Source organism: Acetobacter cibinongensis (genome assembly GCF_000963925.1).
GTDB lineage: Bacteria > Pseudomonadota > Alphaproteobacteria > Acetobacterales > Acetobacteraceae > Acetobacter > Acetobacter cibinongensis.
Genome location: NZ_BAMV01000069.1, coordinates 1 through 19670, shown reverse-complemented (window position 1 = coordinate 19670; position 19670 = coordinate 1). Strand labels below are relative to the sequence as shown.

The following is a 19670-nucleotide window of genomic DNA, read 5'->3' as shown; positions in this document are numbered from 1 at the left end:
ATTAAGGTGTTGCGACGACCGGTTGAATCCGCCGAGTACGGCCCACTCTTTTTGATGCGTCAGAAAGTTTTTAATCATGGCCGGGGCAACTTTCCCAACGGAGGCAGAAGATGCCCCGGCATAGCGGAAATCATAGTCACACTATTATTATAATTTCGTTAAAAATTCTTTTATCATCATTTTTTCTTATGTTCAGCAGAGAGGCTTATTGTGCAGCATGAACAAGAGCCAAAGCACGATCAATGGCCGCGAGCAGTTTTTGCGCAGTTTTTTCTTTTACTTCTGCGGACTTATGCTTTTTGCCGAAGAACAGGCTATGGTTCTCGGCATGTATCGCCTCCCGCAGCTGAGCAGCATCGGCTTGAACAGCCAATTCAGCCTGTGCCACATGCGTTGAGAAAACCTCCAGTTCATCCTGCGCTGTTTCTGGCGCATAACCAAGTCTGTCCCCGGTCTGTGCCGCAAGCACAAGCTCATCTGGCGTTTGCTGCATACGTTCAAAGGGAGCCAAAGCATGATACGCTTCTGTAAGGCGCGTCAGGCGGCCCACAAATCCTTCCGTTGGAATATGCGCCGGGTGAGTGCTATCATAGCGCAGAATAACGGAAGTATGAGACCGCGCAGACTGTGCGGGAAGCGTAATGCTGGTCGTTAAGGTGTTTCCGTCAAAGTGCCAGCCGGGTGTGTCCTGCCGGTAGGTTTTTGGCAAAATACGCCCATTTACCACCACGCTGGCAGGCGGCATTGCGGCCGGAAAGCGCAGTTCGTAGTTTTTTACGGGTGCCATGCCAATGTAATGACCTACTGGTGCTGCGATATCCACACGCTTTTGCGTGGCTGTCTGTGTAGCGCGCACAGTCGTAAAGCTATAGGCATCTTTCTGATAGTCTGTTCCCTGCCCATTATCTTCGTAAATCTTGTATTCGGTTGTGTCATTCTTACTGGACGGCCATATTTCCAGAAGGGTGTGTGCCATACCATCTTTGGCTAAGGGCGGTTCCATAGGAATAATAGACCCCGCCTTTATCAAAAGCGGTGTTTCTTTTATCGAGTAATCCTGAATAACTTTGCGTGGGCCGATGAAGGCTTTTCCACTTGAGCGTTCTATCCATTCGCCGGGCGGTACCCACAACGTGCCCGATGCAAAACCCGTCCTGGGGTCCACTGGTTGCACAATGGGAGATACCACCATGCTGTCACCAAATATATATTCATTAGGAGTCGCGTAGGCATCCGCGTCTTCAGGCCAGTCATAGTAAAGAGGGCGATCAAACGCTATGCCTGTATCATATGTTTTCCGTGCCTCTGTGTACAAATAGGGCTTCAAAGCGGCGCGTTGCTGAAAACTGCTCCGTAAAATATCGGAATAAGGCTCCGGATAGGCCCAGATACGGCGCTCGGCATCCGGGTTTTTAGTCGTGTGCGTTCGCAGCACAGGGCTATAAACGCCATATTGCACCCAGCGTGCGTAAAGTTCTGGGTCAATCTCACCGGGGGAGTGGCCACCCAAATCATGGCTCCAATAGGCATAGCCAACATTGGCGGCCGTTGCCGTAAACCATGGCTGAAAAGCCAAAGATTCCCAGTTTGATTGGGTGTCCCCAGAAAAACCAATCTGATATCTATGGTTTCCCAGTCCGCCCCATCTATGGAACACAAGGGGGCGTTTGCCTTCCCGTTCCTGATCGGTGAAATGCAGATAATTGAGCCACCATGTTGGGTTAAGCCCTGCAATCGCGGTTGTTTTTTCCTGCTGCCAGTCCAGCCACCAGAAATCGACGCCCTGCTTTTCCAGTGGGTGATGCAAGACTAAAAAATAAGCCTCTGCATAGTTTTTTTGTGTAATCAGAAAAGGTACATAAGGCGTATCCTCTGGCATGTTCATGGCTTTTATCATGGTAGGGAAAGCACTTTCCCAAGGCTGAACACCAGAGGCAGGATGAAGGTTAAGCGCAATCTTTATACCTTGGTCATGCAACTGCCCCATAAAAGCAGCCGGGTCAGGGAACAGTGCCGTATTCCAGGTATATCCGCCCCACCCAAGCCGATGGCCAGACAAGTCTTTAAAACCACGTTTTTTAAGCTGGTCTTGGTTGATGTGCCAATCCATATCAATGACCATCACATCAAGCGGCAAACTATTTTCCCGAAACTGTTGCGCCAGAGCTAATAAGTCCTGATCTGTATAGGCCCAATAACGGGACCACCATATTCCAAACACATAACGGGGCGGGAGCGGAATACGCCCTGCCACTTTGCAATAGTCTGTCAGAGCTTGCCGGTAATTATGGCCATACCCAAAGAAATATAAGTCCTGATGCGGTGCTGTGGTGCGTTCCTCCACCCATGGACCATCAGCAACAGATTTTCTGACTGCAGGGGTGTGAGGCTCCGTAAAAACAGGGCTCTGTGTGTCGTCAATAACAGACCAGCCTGAACGAGACAGAGGCCCATCTTCAAGAGGAGACTTCAGATGGGAACCGGAGGCGCCATCAAGTGTCCGGCTTGTGCCCAACAGGTTTGCCGTATCTTTCTGCCCGGCATGCCAAACAGCAGGCGTTGTTTTATCCTTGAGCGTAATATGGAGCGTATTTTCAGTGAATTTACCTTCCGCATCCGGGCGGTAGGTTAAAACCAAATCCTGAGTTTCAAGGGTAAGGCCGTTTGCATCGCTTGTTTTTGTGTAGTGCGGTACGGGCAGTTTTCTGTTGATGAAAACCAGTGTTGCCCGGTCTTCAAACGTATCTGTGCTTGACCATTCCATGCGGATAAGGCGGGATGTCAAAACCGTAAAACGGGCGTGCCCCCAGGTTACCACTGCATCTGGTGTTGCGCGTGGTACGGTCTGTGTGGGTGCGATACGCGGTGCGGCATAAGACAGAAAAGGTGACAGCAGCGAGAAAGCTGCTGTCACCATAATGCTTGCTTTAAAGGTCATAAATTTGTGTAGCCGTATCAGAAAGAGTTCAGAACAACATGGAAGTAGATGCCACGGCCCAGATAGCTTGTGTTGTTGGTATATTGCAGCTTGTTGCCAATAACATTGCTGAAACGGGTTCCTGTCAGGTTCTGCACCTCGTACCGGAAGGACACATTTTTATACACCTTGTGCCAGAAGGCCATGTTCATCATAAAGTATGCGCCCTGACCCTGGTTGTTGCTGGCATAACTGCCAATGCTGGTCAGGTATTTGTCGGTATAGGTCGCGGTTGCGCGCAGGCCGCCTTCAATGGCAGGAATATGCCAGGTCACGGCACCATTTACCAGAACATCCGGCTGGTAAATCATGTGGTTAATACGTGTCTGCTGGCCGCTGGAGTTAACATATTTCATGTTGCCCTGCATCCATGTGGCGTTCATGGAAAGGTCAAAGAATTGCCCCCACAGTGATACAGAGCGGTCAAGCACGGAGAGTTCGAGGCCATGAATGTTAGACCCTGTGGCATTCATGGGTTGGGAGGTATTATACAGGACGCCATCCTGCATACTCAGGTTGCGCAGAGTGTAGATGTCATCCTGAATGATTTTATCAAAAAAGGCGAGGCTCACCATGCCCCGGCTATGGTCGAAATACTGATCAATGGAAAAGTCAAAGTTATGGGCTTTACGCGGCTTAAGGTTTGGGTTGCCACGGCTTATAGAGCAGGCTGCGCCACCATCTTCATCCGCCGTACCACAGGTGACATTTTCGGCCTGTGCAATGTTGGATGGTGTGGGACGACCAATGGAACGGCTATATGCGGCATGAATATTCATTTTCCATGGGAAGCGATGCACAACATCAAAAGATGGAAGCGGGTTGATATAAGCCCCATTTTTCTTGGAAAAGTTGTCCGATACAATACTGTTGGAGACCGTTGGAGTATAGGCTGAATAGCTGGTGTCATCTGTGCGAACGCCAGCAATGAAGACGGTATTTTTCAAAGCATAATGAAGGGAAAGGTAGCCATCAACAACCTCTTCCTTATAGCGGAAGTTGCTTATTTTTGAGTCATAAATGCTGCTTGCCAGTTTGGATTTACCTTGTTTCAGGCTGCTCCAGTCAAATTTCCGACCATCAGCATCCAGGAAAACATAAGGAAGATTCCATTTTGAGGGAACATAATTTGTAAAGTTCGCATATTGCGTCATATCAAAACCAGTATCGTATTCCTGCATACTGATGTTGTTTGCGAGCGATAATTCTCGCCATTCAAACCCGGCGGCTAACCCAAATCCTCGGGATCTATAGTCAGTATTGTACGTGTAGTCTGCGCGCACAGTCGGTATGCCTTCTTCGGCACTCCGCCACTGTTGCTGCATTTGATAAGCAGACCATTTCGCACTTTGTAGTGCCGAATTAGAGAGGGAATTAAGCCGAATAATATCCCCGTTTCTGGCTGTACCAGAATAGTCTGCATATAGCTTTGTGGGGTATGCGCGCATACGCTCCAAGGGTTGGTAATTACTGTACCCTTCCCATGTATACCCTGCACGTATTGCTAAAGCATGTCTGTCGCGGTTCCAGTCTAGACGCCCCATAATGCCATTGGAGTTACGGGCGTAAGTATTCTGGATGCGGCGTACGTAAAGAGAGTTTACCTGAACTGTGCCGCTATTATCTGTCTGGTTTTGGACAGTATTTTTTAAATTATAAACATTCATGTCACCCATCGAGTTTTCAGAACGTCTATAAGTCCAGCCAAGAATAGACGCCTTGATGTTGGTGCCGACAGGCCGCCATTCCAGTTTGCCTGACCCACCAAGTGTCGTGACCGAGTTTGCGTAATCCGAGTTTGAGTAACTGGAAGGCGTCATTCTCCCATTCCAGTTTTTATTTGTCATGGGGTCGACAGTGCTCGTATCAAGCGCTTTACCCGATTTATCAAGATACTGAAAACCACTTGAAGAGCCCGTCTGGTTTGTCACACGTTCCTGATAACGGCTGGAGATAACAATGCCAAACTGCTTCTCCTTACCGAACCGATAAGAAATGTTGGATTTTTCACCCGCCCCGAAATGCGGTGAGTATCCCCCTATACCATTTTTACCGACGGAGCCCTTGTAGGTGGAATAAATGCCGTAGCCATCCAGATGCGCATAAAACCCCTTATGGTCAAAAGCACTCATGGGGATCATGTCAATAATGCCGCCAATGGCATCGCCAGATTGCTCAGCGGTGAAGCTTTTATAAATATTGGTACGAGATGTCATTTCAACCGGCGTATCTTGAAGGTTAACCCGGCGTGTGCCGGACCCCGTTTCACCAATGGAGGCCATTGTCAGGCCGTCAACAGTGGTGTGGTTCAGGTCTGGGCTAATACCGCGCAAACTTACATAACGCGGTTCATCGCCGTTAATAATACCTGTGACACCCGGCAAGAGCACTAGAGAGGAGGCAATGGATGAGTTGCCGCCCAGGTTTTCGTAGGGGTCATAGGCAATGCTGTCCATGACGATGTTGGAGTTACGTTTTTCTGCCTTAACGTAACGATGACCTACCGAGAAAATTGTTTCAGCGTCTTTTGGTTCGTCACGGGCAGTTTTCTTATGCACGCCTCCGGCAGTCGCTTTTTGAATGATAAGGCCACCACCTGGCTTTTCTATTGGCTGCAAACCGCTGCCAGCCAACAACTGGCTTATGGCATCATGCTGGGTAAAAACACCGTTCAGAGCGTGCGCCTTAAGGTTTTTCACGGCGTCCGGTGTATAGACCACCATCATGTGCATTTGTTGCCCCAGTGCATCCAGTGCGCTGGCCATGCTTTGGGCAGGAATATGCACGGGTGTTGCTGTTGTTGCGCCGGCGTTAGCTTGCGCAGCCCATGCGTTAAAAGGCGTAAAGAGTGTGCCGCTCAACAGTGCAACACAGCTCAACGAAGTAGCCTTGGTGTTTTTGATACGCATGGTCAGTGTTTGGCTTTCTGAAAAAGACAGGATCTATCAGGCAGACACTTCGCTGCGAGTTTTCCTCATCATTTTCAGGAGGATTTCATAAAACCGTCACACAACTGCCAGCGCTCGGGCGTTTTTGGTAAGAGATAAAGCGCTATTATGTATAAAATAGAATTCTGTTCTTTTCCTGCTGTATCTTGCAATTGAGCAGCAGAGCTGTTGCGCTGGCAAAGTCCTGCAATTTCAGAAGGTTAAAGCTGCCAGACACCCGACGTTGAGCCAGTGCCGGGCTGGCAATAAGGCATTGAACATCTGAATAGCGATTAAATTCACTAACCGCTTCAGCCAATGTGTAGTTGTTCATGATAATCTGGCCGTTACGCCATGCCTTACGGGCAAAAGCGTTTTCGTCAGACAGGTCCTGCCTGCTTATGAGCACCGGTGGTGTGCCAGAAGTCTGGGAAAAATGAAGGATACTGGGGGAGGTGAGGGTCAGTGACTTCTCATTGCTCTGCCAGTCAAGCGTGCCGGAATAAAGGGCCACGACAACCGCCTGCTCCTGCACGGAAATATCAAAGTCTGCTTTTTTACTCCCCAACCACATTGCGCCTGCTGTGACCTGTAAGGGAAGGTGCTGCACTTGCAGGCCAATGCGGCCTTCAGCCATCATAAGAGCATCATGGCGCGGTGTGGAGGCAAAATAAGCGCCTGACCGTGCATCTACGGTAATCTGGTTTCCATGCCAGTCATACCGCTGTGGCGCCTGCCTGCCGCGGTGCCGTAGCGCAAAACGCTCTCTGGTAGCGCTAGGCGCTACGAGTCCTGCAAAACCAGCTGCACAGGCTCCTGCCAGAAAATACCTCCGCCCACGGCGCGGCGTAGCCGTAAGAGCGGGTGGTACTGCCGTGCGCAGGCCAGAACGATAATCAAGTGCTTGGTAGTGACTCTTGGCCTGAACAAATGCCCCCAGATTGCGTGTGTCTGCCTGCAACCAGTTATTCAGCTTTTTTTGCTCATCCGGCGTAAGGGCGCGGGCGTCACTTAACGTCACCCAATGTGCGGCATCCTCTGTCCGTTTTTGGCTTTCTGTTTGGGAATGGGTGGGCTGCACAAGTAAATCTCGTTTTGTTACCAGACATAGTTTCAGCCAACAGGAGACAGATGTCCATACCTGAAGGAAATTTCACGATATGTCTCTTATGTTATGAATTTTGAGAATGGCAGATTTTATTTTGAATGCTTTCTGGCTTCTACCAGTTTTTGCAGCCCACGGCCTAAATGGCGTTCAACAGCCCGCCGGGACAAACCTAATGACTGTGCAATGTAGTCATGGCTGTGGTTATAGATTTTCCTGAGAATAAAAACATCCTTACAGGGGCTGGGTAGGAGCATCATCTGCTCCCGTAGCCAGTCCAGTTGTTGGCGCGCAGCAAGATTTTGTTCGGGGTTTGGCCGTTCATCCGCAATATTGCATGCTTCCAGTCCGAGGTCTTCGTCCAGATAGCGTATTTTCGATTTCCGGGCATGGTCTATCACCAGATTTCGGGCACAGGAAAAAAAGAAAGCTCGCCCGTTCTGGATATCCTGAAACGGTGCAGCACAAAAACGCGCGTAGCAGTCTTGTATAATATCATCCTCGGTAATGCCGGGAAGCACCATACCGGACAGCCACCGCCTTACAGCATTTTCATGCGGCATAACGTCCTGCGCAATCCACGCCATACGCTCCGCATCCGGCAACAAGGGCATAGGCTGCGCCGTGTTCTCTTCCGGTGTGGAGGGCGTCACATTTCGTTTCATGGAAGGTTCAACGAACATGACCAAATCTCGCAACAAAGGGCAGGGCGGGATGCGTTTCCTCTACACCGCCGTTGTGCCTCAGGGCAAGGCGTGCCGTTGCGCGGCCTCAACCTGTTAGCGGCTTGTTATAACGCCTTTTATTGCTGTCGTTCAGGACTGACATAAAACCTTAACATAATTTTGGGCCGAAAAATGGGGGGAAGGCGCTGCGTTGTTCCGTCTTAAGGGGTAAGTTTCATACTGTGTCCGAAGGTAACCTTTTCCCATGCGTTCAGTTAAGGCGGTTGGTACGTTTGCTTTGCTTTCTTCTACCGTGTCATGGAGTGCAGCGCAGGCCGCAACACACATGTTTCACATCTCAGCCAGTACAGTGCCAGAGGCACTGGCAGCTTTTCAGAAGCAATCCGGCGTGGGTGTGATTGCAAAAGGCGCGGATGTTCAAAAAATTCGTGTCGCTCCCGTAGCTGGTATGATGGACGATCAGGAGGCACTCCAAAAGCTGTTTGCCCAAACGCCTTTGCAGGTGCAGCGGTTGGGTAAAAGCGCCACATTCGTGGTGAGCGCGAAACCCGCCCCCCATGTCCGGAAATCCGGCATTAATGACGTGGAAGGCTTGTTTGTTGTCGGGCATCGTAAAAGCCAGGCAGAAAAACGCACCTCTAACATCGTCATGGATACGGTGCCCTACGACCCGTTTGAAAATCTGGGTGGGAATTCATCAGTGGCCTCATCGCTGGTGTTGTTGCCAGGTGTTACAGGCATTGTGGATGGGGATGAGCCCCGTTATGTGAGCTTGCGTGGGATCAGCCCGGACCTGAACCATACGACCATTGATGGTGTGGCTCTTGCTTCGGTTGGGGAGACGGGGTCTGGCACGCGGCGAGTCAATTTGCAGGATATTCCGGCAGAAATGACCTCCCGCACCAACGTCTATAAAAGCTTTACCGCCGAGCAGGATGCAGATGCCATCGGCGGTGTTATTGACATGATTCCCATGAGTGCTTTTGACCATAAAGGCCTCTATAAATATTTTGATGGATACGGCATTTACTCAAGCTACAGGGGGTCGGTCGGGCATAATAACCTTAAAGGGTATGACCCCCATATGGGGGCAGGGGCCAAAGGCACGATTTCTGATACCTTTGGCAAAGATCATCAGTTTGGTCTTATTCTCTCCAGTCGGTATCAGTCCCGTGTCCGAAACTCCCAGAAGCAGTATGGCAATATGGGCTATACGGACACGGCCGGTAAGGTGATGACAAACCCGGAAGATGGGAACTGGAACGGTCGTACTGCCCCCATCAGTTTTCAATCCGGAAAATTTGCCAATGCCATCACAACAGTTGGCGGGTCAGGTAAGCTGGAATGGCGACCTGTAGGGACAAATCTCTATGCTTCCGTCATGGGGTGGTCTTATGACAGATGGGAACATTCTGTCATGGACAAGCAGGATTATAACCTGACAGGCAACGTGTCTGACCAAAGTGACGATGGAGGCACACGCCGCGTCAACAGCATTTATCTCCGGCGCCGCCAGGATAAGTGGGAGCGGCATCATAGCGGTATGATCGGGCATCTTGACTGGCACAGCGGGCGCTCAAACCTTGTGGCACGGGCAGGCTATACATGGGAGACGTATGATAACGTCTCCACTTATCTTGCAGGCCGCACTTACCCCAAAAACGTGTATGCTAATTACGACCATAACCCGGCAGATGGCAGCGTTTATCTGCTACGCTCTCTGACCGATCCCTCTGTTGCCTCTTCTTCAAAATATGCGTTGAGCACGGCAACAGTAGCACGCCCCCATGCGTGGGAAGGTATTCCAACGGCGCGTCTGGATTACACGTTCAATGCGTCTCCCTCATCACACGGTTTCGGGCTTGTTAGCGGCTTTCAATGGCGGCAGTTGACCATTACTAATGATGTTAATGAGGACGAATACAAGACCGGCAGTGACATCACCGGACAGATTGACCACACAAACTACGTAGCATGGAAAGATAATACGCCAGCCTCTTTCATTGGCGTCAACGGCATGCATTATCCATGGTCAAGCCTGAAGAAAAATGACACCCAAAGTCTGTATGATTCCCGCGTGTCAGACTACAAATATCGCGAGAATATAGTAGATGGATATCTCTCCCTTCACTACCGCCTGAAAAATACGACCTTCATCGCGGGCGTGCGTGTTGATAGCGTGAATTACTCTTCATGGACGCCGACCATTTCCAATGGCGCGGTCTCAGCGGGGAGAAGTAAGACAAACGGCTCTTACATCAACCCTCTGCCATCTTTTGATATTGTGCATCACCTGCCATATCAAATGAACCTGCACACGTCCTATAGCCGCACAATAGGGCGACCCACTCCCGGAAACATTGCGCAGGCAGAGAATATTTCCTGTGATGGAGACGGCGGGGATGGCGGTGGTGTGGCGGAGTGCAGCATTACGCAAGGTAACCCAAGCCTAAAGCCCCGCCGCTCTCATAATTTCGATATTTCTCTGGATAAATGGTTCAACCATAATCAGGGTATGTTCAGTGTTGCCTTCTTCAGTAAATGGATTGAGGACGATATTTACACCTTGCGCACCACAGAAATGATTGGGGATACGCTCTATGATGTGCGCAAACCCATGAACGCCAGCAGTTCAAACATAAAAGGCGTTGAAGTCTCTCTGCTGAACCGGAACATGAAGCTTTTGGGGCAGTATTTTGATGCGTCTGCCAATGCAACATGGCTGGGTGGCAGCATGAATTATTCCAACGGCACAAACATCTTGCGCAGCCATCATCTGATTTATCAGCCAGATGTTCTCGTCAACGGTGCTGTTACCTGGCATATCCCCCAGATTGAAGGCGGGATGCGCGTTGCAGCCAATTATTCCGGGCGCTATCTGACATCTTTGGGAACAACACCTAACCAGAACACGGGTTTTGGGTCTTTGTTTACACTGAATATGGCCTTTTGGCATCAGGTTTATAAAGGTGTCAGTTTCAAATACGAGGTCATGAATCTGGCAAACCAGCAGCCTAAATGGCTTATCGGGGATAAACTGCAATATACCAATCAGCTGGATAATTACGGGCGAGGTGTGTATTTCCACGTCATTATTCACTGACTTTTCAGTATAGGGCAGGTTTTTTAGCGGTCTGGTGGGAATTTTTTCTCACCAGGCTGTTCTTGTTTACAGGTGTTGTTTCGGAAGGTTAGAGTATGTCACTTCGTCGTCGGTCATTGTTATTTGGGGGTCTGGCTGGTTTTGCGGGGGGGAGCTTCCTCCTGCGGCATGCTTTTGCAGCAACGCAAATGCCGCATAACCTTGATGCCCACCCCAAATTTGTTTCAACCCCTTTTACCTTGGGTGTTGCCTCAGGTGATCCGGAGTCAGACGGTTTTGTGTTGTGGACCCGTCTGGCTCCCACGCCGTTGGAAGAGGCAGGCGGAATGGTTTTAAAACCTGTTCTGGTTAACTGGGAGATTTCAGAAAACGAGACGATGTCCCGCGTTGTGTCCCGCGGGCAGGCTATTGCCCATCCGGAACTGGCGCATTCCGTGCATGTTGAAGTAGCGGGCCTGAAGGCAGCGCGGCCTTACTGGTATCGTTTTTCCATTGCGGAGTATCAAAGCCCGATCGGGCGTGCGCAAACCCTGCCTGCCGCTGGTGCGTCCGTTGAGCGAGTGCGTTTTGCTGCTGCTGGCTGCCAGCATTATGAAGAAGGACACTATACCGCGTGGCGTGCCATTTCTCAGGAACCTGTTGATTTTGTCTACCATTATGGTGACTACATTTACGAAGGCAAGGATAGCCGGCCCGGATATCGTAAAATGAATGGGCAGCCCTTCAAGGTCTTGCGCCGCCATATGGGTCCGGAATGTTATTCTCTGGATGAATATCGTCGGCGCTACGCCCAGTACAAAACAGATGCGGACCTTCAGGCTGCTCACGCTGCAACCTCATGGTTTGTCAGTTTTGATGACCATGAAGTGGATAATAACTGGGCCGGTGATACCGACCAGGACCATACGCCAGAGGAAGTTTTCCTGTTCCGGCGTGCGGTAGCCATGCAGGCTTATTACGAACATATGCCACTGCGGCGGAAATCTCTGCCCAATGGCAGCCACATGCAGATATACAGAAACGCTCAGTATGGTGATCTGCTCAACGTTTTTGTGCTGGACACGCGGCAGTATCGTAGCGATCAGGCCTACGGAGATAAAGACGGCCCACAACGTGAAGACGTATGGGCGCCAGACCGCAGCATGATGGGCACAGAGCAGGAGCAATGGCTCTTTAATGGGTTGGCGCAGTCTGGTACGCGCTGGAACCTTCTGGCGCATCAGGTGATGATGCTGAATCTGGGTCACCGGAAATCAGACAGCTCCCCGCTATCGTACAGTATGGACCAATGGTCTGGCTATCTTTACAGCCGCAAGCGTCTGCTGGAGTTTGTACAGGCTCACTGCCCCGGAAATGTAGTGAATGTTACGGGCGATGCCCACCGTCATTTTGCGGGTGACCTTTTGATCAATGCGGATGATAAAAAGCCTGCATCCGTGGAGTTTCTGGCAACATCCATCACATCTGGTTCGGATGGTGCAGGGGATGATGACGGCTTCAGCCAGTCTGTCCGCAGAGAGAACCCGTGGCTGAAGGCAACGACTGACAAACGTGGCTACGTGCTGTGCGATGTAGGGCGTGACCATTGGAGAGGGGATCTGAAAGTCGTTGACCAGGTCATGCAGCCTGATGGGGTGACTTCCACTTACGCCAGCTTTGTTACGGAAAGAGGCCAGCCGGGCCTACAGAAAGCGTAAGAGATAGCGTGACGGACCAAAAGCCCTGCTATCTACGCAGGGCTTTTGGAACACTTTACCAGTTTGATGTTGCCTGCCGCTGAATGTCTTATACAGTCTTGAGACGTTCCTGATGCGCGCTCTCCCATTAAAATTGCCTGCACAACGCTGTAATAGCGCAGGGTGTTAAATTTTTTCGCAGCAGGGTTTTACAGGTATCTTTTTTGGTAGTTTTATTTTAACAATCACGACAAATCCTAGGCTAACCATGGCCCACTAGAGAGCATCGTGACATGATTGAAGCAGAGAACCTTAACGCTGGGCTGTCAGGGCAAAGCGCAGCCAATGTTGCGCGGGCTACCGTTTATGCAGCAACTGGTGGCTCTTATACGGTTACTCTGCAAAATCTTGAAAGCTTTGCGCAAACAATAACCAGTTCTGGTATAACACAGGATCAATATAGTTCCCTGCAACAGGAACTCGAAAATATTACTAAAATTGACGGTGCTTATACTTATGTGCCGTCCATATTTGGTAACCTTATGGATTCTGGTATTGCTGTTGGCACAAGTGCCAGCGCATTTACGGCTCAAATACAAAAGTGGTTCCTGGGCACAGACCGTCCAACTGCACTTCCTAATGATTCTTTGCAGGATAAAAGCAGCAACAGCCTGTTCCCGACCGATATTTCCACTGCCTATAATCACATTGACCAAGGCTATAACAACGGTGACTGCTACCTTGTTGCCGCCCTAGTGGAAACAGCCGCCGTTAACCCCACCCTGTTGCAGAACATGATTACGGATAACGGCAATGGCACATATGGGGTTCAGTTTTATAACGGGTACGGCAGCCAGTATGTAACTGTTGACTCGTATTTGCCGGGTTATACGGGCGCTTATTCAACAGACAATACAAATTGGGCCGGCCTTATTGAAAAGGCTTATATTCAGGCACAGGCCGACGGTTTGGCCTACCAGATGGCTGCGTCCAATACTTACTCAGCCGTGGCCAATGGTGGGTTTGACCAGCCCCTTAAATCCATTACCGGTAAGGGCACCGTGACGTACGGCCTGAGTGATCTGAACGCTCTGGCAAAGGGCGGGACTATTTATCAAAAAATTCAGTACGATTTGAAAAATGGTATTGAAGTCCTCTTTGGTTCCAACCAGTCCACGGATTATGGTCTGGTGGGTGGGCATATGTTCGCGGTAACGGCAATTGATGATGCGACCGGGTGTTACGTCTTTAACAACCCATGGGGACCGCATGAAACATCCAACTATCAGTTTGAGATTACAGCAGCACAGCTTAATTCACAGGCCAGTGTTAATGATTTGTTTCTGGCGTCGGAAATAAACAATTACATTGTTCGTAATACTCAGGTTCAATCAGGCCTCACCATTGCGGACGGCGGCAATGTGGCTGTTTTGTCAGGCGGTCAGTCTTTCGATATCGTTCTAACAAACGGAAACGAACATGTTTCCGGGGGTAAGGCGTTCCATACGACTGTTACGTCTGGCTCTCAGTTGACAGTTGTCAACGGCACAACATCTGGCAGCGTGCTGGAAAATCCGTGGTCTGCTGAAACAGTGAGCGCAGGCGGTGTCGCTTTTGCCACATCCGCCCTTAACGGGGCCGGGCAGACCATTAGTGCGGGGGGCGTGGCAAGCCAGACTTACGCCAGCGCAGGCAATATTTTTGTATTCTCCGGTGGGAATCTTGCGCAGGCTTCCGCCATAGCGCAGGGGGCAGTGCATCTTTTCAGTGCCGGTCAGGCAAGCCATACGCTGGTTCTGTCTGGTGGTACGGAATATGTGGGAGATGGTGCCGTCTCTAGCGATACAGTGGTTGCCGCTGGCGGAACGGAACATATTTCTGCTGGCGGACTGGGTGTTGGTACGCTTGTTTCTGGCGCGGGTGCCAGCATCTGGATGGACACAAATGCCCAGACGCAGGGCGCGGTCTTGCAGGCCGGGGGGCAGCAGGGCCTTGGTGCAGGGACTGCTTATAACACCATCGTAAATTCTGGCGGCCTTCTGTATGTGGTCAATGCCGCGGGGATGGCTGTCTCTGCCACGGTTAATCAGTCAGGCTCGGCCGTTGTCACGAATGGCGGTGTCGTATCCGGTGTCGCGGTCAAGAGTGGCGGCAGCATTACCATTGATGGCGGCAACACATCCAATGTTGCTCTGGCCGCAGCAACAGGTTCTGTTGCGTCCAATGGCGTGGTCAGTGCTCTGACCCTGAGCGCAAGAGCCACTTTTTCCGTGGATAACGGCGGTATTGTTCGTGGCGGTCAGGTGAGTGACGCGGGGTCGTGGCTGTTTGCAACCTCCGGGGGGGCAGGTTAGCGGGGTTACTCTTACCAGCGGTGGCCAGTTGAATGTTACCTTTGGCGGTACAACGGCGTCCAACACAGTTAAGGCTGGCGGGCAGTATTTCCTTCTTGCTGGCACGTTGGACAGTTCAACAACCAATATTTTCCAGTCTGGCGCGGATGTAAAAATCACCACCGACGGGGCAGGCCATTATGGCTCTGTCACTAATTTTGCCGTCACCAGTGGTGTAGGGCTGCGTGTGCAGGATGGTGCTACTGGCTCTTACGTGACAGTCAGTGCTGGTGGTCAGGCACGCGTTCTGGCCGGTGGCAGCTTCTCTTCTGATACGGTTTTGTCGGATGGCACGCTGTCCGTTTCAGCAGGTGGCACAACAACCGGTACGGTGCTGCGTGGCGGGACAGAAAATGTAACGGCTGGTGGCAGCACACGCGGCACCGTTATCAGTGCCGGAGGGGAGCAGATTGTCTCAACCTCCGCAACAGCAAGCCAGACTGTTGTGCAGGCCGGGGCGGTTCTGTCTGTGTCCGGTGGTACAATCAGGAATGCGCAGGTTTCCGGCACCGAGAACGTGTATTCTGGTGGTGTAGATAGCGGTTCCTATATTGCGCAAACTGGTGTTTTAAATATTTACGCAGGCGCATACGGGCCTGGTAGTGTCATTGACGGCACGGAAAATCTATATGGTCTGGATAGCGGTTCCACCATTAACAGCACCGGTGTGCTGAATGTTTATTCCGGCGGTGTTGCCAATGGTGAGACAGTTTATGGCCATGAGAACGTCTATTCAGATGGGGTAACAAATAACAGTTTAGTAACGTCGCAGGGCCAGATTGCGGTTTCTGGCGGTGTTGCCTCCACTCTTACCGTAACGGGGAGTGGCGCCGGAGGCCAGGTTGTGTCCGGCGGCACAGTGTACGGACTTGTACTGGCATCCAATGGCCAGTTCACCGCCATGCAGGGTGGGTCAGTCAGCGGTGGTGACATCACCGGGCCTGCCGGGTGGCTGTATGTGTCTTCCGGCGGGATCGTTGCTGGGCTTACGGTCTCCAGCGGCGGCCAGATCAACATGAATTCTGGCGCTGTCGCGGTGTCTAACACTATTGGAAATGGCGGCCAATATTTCCTGCTGGCGGGCACGCTCGATAGTTCTGCAAACAACATTTTTACGTCCGGTGCTGATATCAAAATCACGTCTGATGGCCACGGTAATTATGCTGCGGTGCGCAATCTGACCGTGGGTAATGGCGTTGGCTTGCGTATTCAGGACGGCGCAACAGGCAGCACTATAACGGTCAGCAGTGGCGGTTCGGAGCGGGTGTTTGCTGGGGGTACTCTCTCAGGCAGCACCGTGATGTATGGTGGCAACCTGTCTGTTTCCAGTGGCGGTACTGCCAGCGGTGTAACGCTGAGTGGCGGGAAGGAGACAATATTTTCTGGCGGTGTTGATCAAGGCGCCACGGTTTATGCGGAAGCCTCCCAGACCATTCAGGCAGGCGGGTCCTCTGTTTCTGCTACTATTATTAGCGGTAATCAGGTTGTTTCTTCAGGGGGTGTTGCGTCAGCCGCAACCGTCAGCGCTCTAGGGTATCAGCTTGTTTCCAGCGGGGGTGTGGCTCTTGGCACAACCGTATCCAGTGCAGGGTATGGTGTTGTTGCCAGCGGTGGTATTGTGTCACAGTTCACGGATGCAGGCGGAACACTCACAGTAAGTTCCGGTGGCTCTGCGGTGTCAGGCACCCTCTTGGGGGATGGCAGTGTCATGAGCAATGCTGGGTCAGCCAGCAACCTGACCATAAGCAACGGGGCAACTGCTTCCAACACCGGGCAGGCAGACGGCGTTCGGGTCGAAAACGGCGCAACGCTGGTCAATAATGGCGGTGTCGTCTCAAACGTGCAGGTGGATGGAGAGAGCGGTTCTTTTCTGCTCCTCAGCGGTTCTGCTCAGTCTGTCGTTTTGACCAACGGCGCGTATCAGGAAATTGATGGTGGCGTTGCCACTGCTCTTCAGGCGCACGATAGCAGCACAGTCGGGCTTATGGGTGGCAGTCTGGTGTCTGCCTCCTTTGGCTCTGGTGCATCGCTTGCTGTGTATGGCGGGAGTGTGAGCGCACTGACGCTTGAGTCCGGCTCGACCGAATATGTTCAGCAGGGTGCAAGCGTTAGTAACCAGACACTGAATGATGGCGTAACGCAGCAAGTGTGGGGCGGAACCGCCAGCGCAATAACCGTCAATGCCGGTGGCTTGCAGGATGTGGAAACGGACGGCATTGCCGTATCAGCCACGCTTTCTGGTGGCAGCCAGATGGTTAATGACGGAGGCAGCGCCGTTTACACAACGGTTCTCGCCAACGGAACAGTCACTGTCAGCGGTGGTACAGTGCTCAATACCACCATAAGTGCCACCGGTCAGGTTTTGCTGGCAGCCGGGAGTGTGGGCGGAAATACGTTGGTTGGTTCAGGTGCCTTGTTGTCTGCTGCCTCTGGCGTAACTTTGTCTGGTAATATTGTGGACAGTGGCATGGTATCTGGCGGCACGGTCGTGTCCGGTGCTCTGCTGGATGCCACAAACGGGTCTGCTGGCGGTGTTTATATCGGTAATGGCGGCAGCGCGTTTGTTGCGGAGGGAGACCTGCGTGACACCACTGTTCTGTCCGGCGCTACACTGACTGGCGGCCTGAATGGCAGTTACAGTGGCAATACCGTGATTTCAAATGGTGGCCATGTGTTTGGCGGTGAAGTGCATGGCACACTCACTGTCTCCAGTGGGGCAGATGTCAACCAGCTTTGGGTAACCTCTGGTGGCGTTGCAAACATTCAGTCCGGCGCTACGTTGAAAAACGCCATCACTGTCAGGTCGGCAGGTACGCTGATCATTTCCAGCGGTGCTTTCATGTCTGGCGCAACAGTCATGCTGTCAAGCGGTGGCCACGCTACCTTGTATGCTGATGCAGGCGGTACGGTGCTGCTGGATGACAGCACAAACACGAGTCTTGTTGTGTCTGGTCTGGCTTCTGGGGGTACGCTGAACACGGTTATCAGCGCCTTTAACGGAAGCAGCGCCAGCCTTTCAGATGGCATTGAGATTGCAGGCCTCAAGGCCACGGATATCAAAGCCGTTAGCTACCCTGATGCAGACCATGTGACCCTGACCCTGAACGATAACAGCACAATTCACATGAACATTGTGGGGGCTGAAGCGGCCGGGTATTCCCTGCAGAGCGCGGCTGACGGCAATGCTCTCTATGAAGTCTGTTTTCTGGCCGGCTCCATGATCCGCACAGCCTCGGGGGATGTTGCGGTCGAGGATATTCGCATAGGGGACAGCCTGCCAACATGGGATTGGCAGGCCCGCCGTACAGTGGTGCGCCCGGTGGTGTGGGTTGGTCGCAAACATGTGCGTGTCAACACAGCTTTGGCAGATGCGGATGCAGGCTACCCGGTACGGGTGCTCAAAGGGGCTCTTGCTGATGGCGTGCCATGCAAAGACCTGCTGATTACACCAGAGCATAGCCTGTTTTTTGAAAACAAGCTCGTGCCTGTCCGTATGCTGGTGAATAACCAGAGCATTTTCTACGATCGTTCGCTCACCTCATATGACTATTTCCACGTTGAAACAGACAAACATGCCCTTATCTGGGCCAATGACGTTTTGAGCGAGACCTACCTTGATACCGGCAACCGCAGCAGCTTCCGTCAGGATGGCGCTGTGGCGCGTCTGGCTGTGTCTTCCAAAGCGCAAAACTGGCAGACCGATGCGGTGGCACCCCTCGGCGTCAGCCGCTCTGATGTGGAACCGTTGTTTGCCAGCCTCAAGGCCAGAGCGGGGGCTGCTGGTCTGCCTCATAAAGTAGAGGCCGTACCGCAAACAGATGATGCCGGGCTGCATCTGGTAACCCCGACCGGTCAGGTGCTTCATCCGCTGCGCCAGCAGGGGCAAAGGGTTATTTTTGCCGTGCCCTCTTCGGTCGAGAGTGTTCGTCTGGTGTCCCGTACCGCCCGCCCGAGCGAGGTCATTGGTCCGTTTATAGATGACCGCCGAGACCTTGGTATTCTGGTTGGTAAAATTACCGTTTTTGATGGCACGACCGTTCAGCCCCTCACCAAGCATCTGGAGCACGCTGACCTTGCCGGGTGGGACGTGCAGGAGGCAAGCCCATGCCGCTGGACTAACGGCGCAGGCTTCCTGCCGCTAGGGCAGGGTAGGGTGGGCCTCCGCCTGCTCACTGTGCAGATTCTGGCAGCCGGTCCTTACCTTCAGCAGCCTGTGACGCAGTCAAATGCTGCACGTGTTAAGGTGTGACCAGAGCGGTTACGTCCTTGAGTTACTCGGACTGCGTTCAAGATATTTGCGCGCAGTCTGGCAGTATCGTTTCTGCATTAGAAACGGAATTTGGTGAACACGGTGACCGGTGTAAGCTGCGTGGCTTCTAATGCCAGCGTGCAGTGTGCTGCGTGGGCTCAGCACCTCTTAATTTATTGAGCTGAGTGAGATGTTGTGATTCACAGGCTTACCGATGGAGGGTGGGCCTGTGAGTGATGTGTTTATGCTGTCTCAGAGGCAGAGGAAGTCATTTTTCCCTCTGGCCCACGGAGTGCCACGCGTGGATGATTGGCGTGTTCTGAGCTGGATCGTATATGTGATCCGTAACAGTCTTCAGTGGAAAGACGCTCCGAAAACGTATGGTAAGCACAAGGCTTTGTATAATCGCTTTATCCAGTGAAGCTGCCTAGGTTTTTTTGACAGGATCTTTATCGCCCTGACAGAACAGGTTGGCCGTTCGAAGCACCTGATGATCGATGCAACACACATCAAGGCACACTGGACATCGGCGTCCCTGCTCAACAAGGGGCTTT

The 19670-nt window shown here is 51.9% G+C and carries 9 protein-coding genes; 5 read left to right on the top strand and 4 right to left on the bottom strand.

Translation table 11 applies throughout. The features are described 5' to 3' along the window. Positions 1 to 205 precede the first annotated feature (205 nt). From Abci_RS13900 to Abci_RS13885, 4 genes are all read right to left on the bottom strand, one after another. Positions 206 to 2938, bottom strand: coding sequence for a glycoside hydrolase family 31 protein (locus tag Abci_RS13900; protein ID WP_048839767.1), 2733 nt, complete (start codon positions 2936 to 2938; stop codon positions 206 to 208). A 17-nt stretch (positions 2939 to 2955) separates the two neighbouring features. Further along, positions 2956 to 5886, bottom strand: a complete 2931-nt coding sequence (locus Abci_RS13895) for a TonB-dependent receptor (protein ID WP_244877707.1) — start codon at positions 5884 to 5886, stop codon at positions 2956 to 2958. 145 nt (positions 5887 to 6031) lie between these two features. Further along, complete coding sequence (locus tag Abci_RS13890) at positions 6032 to 6985, bottom strand: FecR family protein (RefSeq protein WP_048839766.1); 954 nt, start codon at positions 6983 to 6985, stop codon at positions 6032 to 6034. A 116-nt stretch (positions 6986 to 7101) separates the two neighbouring features. Next, entirely contained in the window at positions 7102 to 7692 is a 591-nt protein-coding gene (locus tag Abci_RS13885) for an RNA polymerase sigma factor (RefSeq protein ID WP_048839765.1), read from the bottom strand. A gap of 247 nt (positions 7693 to 7939) precedes the next feature. Here Abci_RS13885 and Abci_RS13880 point away from each other — a divergent pair, with 247 nt between their 5' ends. From Abci_RS13880 to Abci_RS14440, 5 genes are all read left to right on the top strand, one after another. Beyond that, positions 7940 to 10798, top strand: coding sequence for a TonB-dependent receptor (locus tag Abci_RS13880; RefSeq protein WP_244877706.1), 2859 nt, complete (start codon positions 7940 to 7942; stop codon positions 10796 to 10798). Between the two features lie 95 nt (positions 10799 to 10893). Continuing rightward, a complete protein-coding gene (locus Abci_RS13875) occupies positions 10894 to 12495 on the top strand; it encodes an alkaline phosphatase D family protein (protein WP_048839764.1) in 1602 nt (533 codons plus the stop codon). Between the two features lie 272 nt (positions 12496 to 12767). Next, a complete protein-coding gene (locus Abci_RS13870) occupies positions 12768 to 14828 on the top strand; it encodes a C2 family cysteine protease (RefSeq protein WP_048839763.1) in 2061 nt (686 codons plus the stop codon). Further along, positions 14803 to 19116 (top strand): Hint domain-containing protein, encoded by a 4314-nt coding sequence (locus Abci_RS13865; protein ID WP_158319810.1) that lies wholly within the window; start codon positions 14803 to 14805, stop codon positions 19114 to 19116. The genes Abci_RS13870 and Abci_RS13865 overlap by 26 nt, the downstream gene beginning before the upstream one ends. 214 nt (positions 19117 to 19330) lie before the next feature. Next, positions 19331 to 19537, top strand: coding sequence for an IS5 family transposase (locus Abci_RS14440; protein ID WP_084597698.1), 207 nt, complete (start codon positions 19331 to 19333; stop codon positions 19535 to 19537). Positions 19538 to 19670 lie beyond the last annotated feature (133 nt).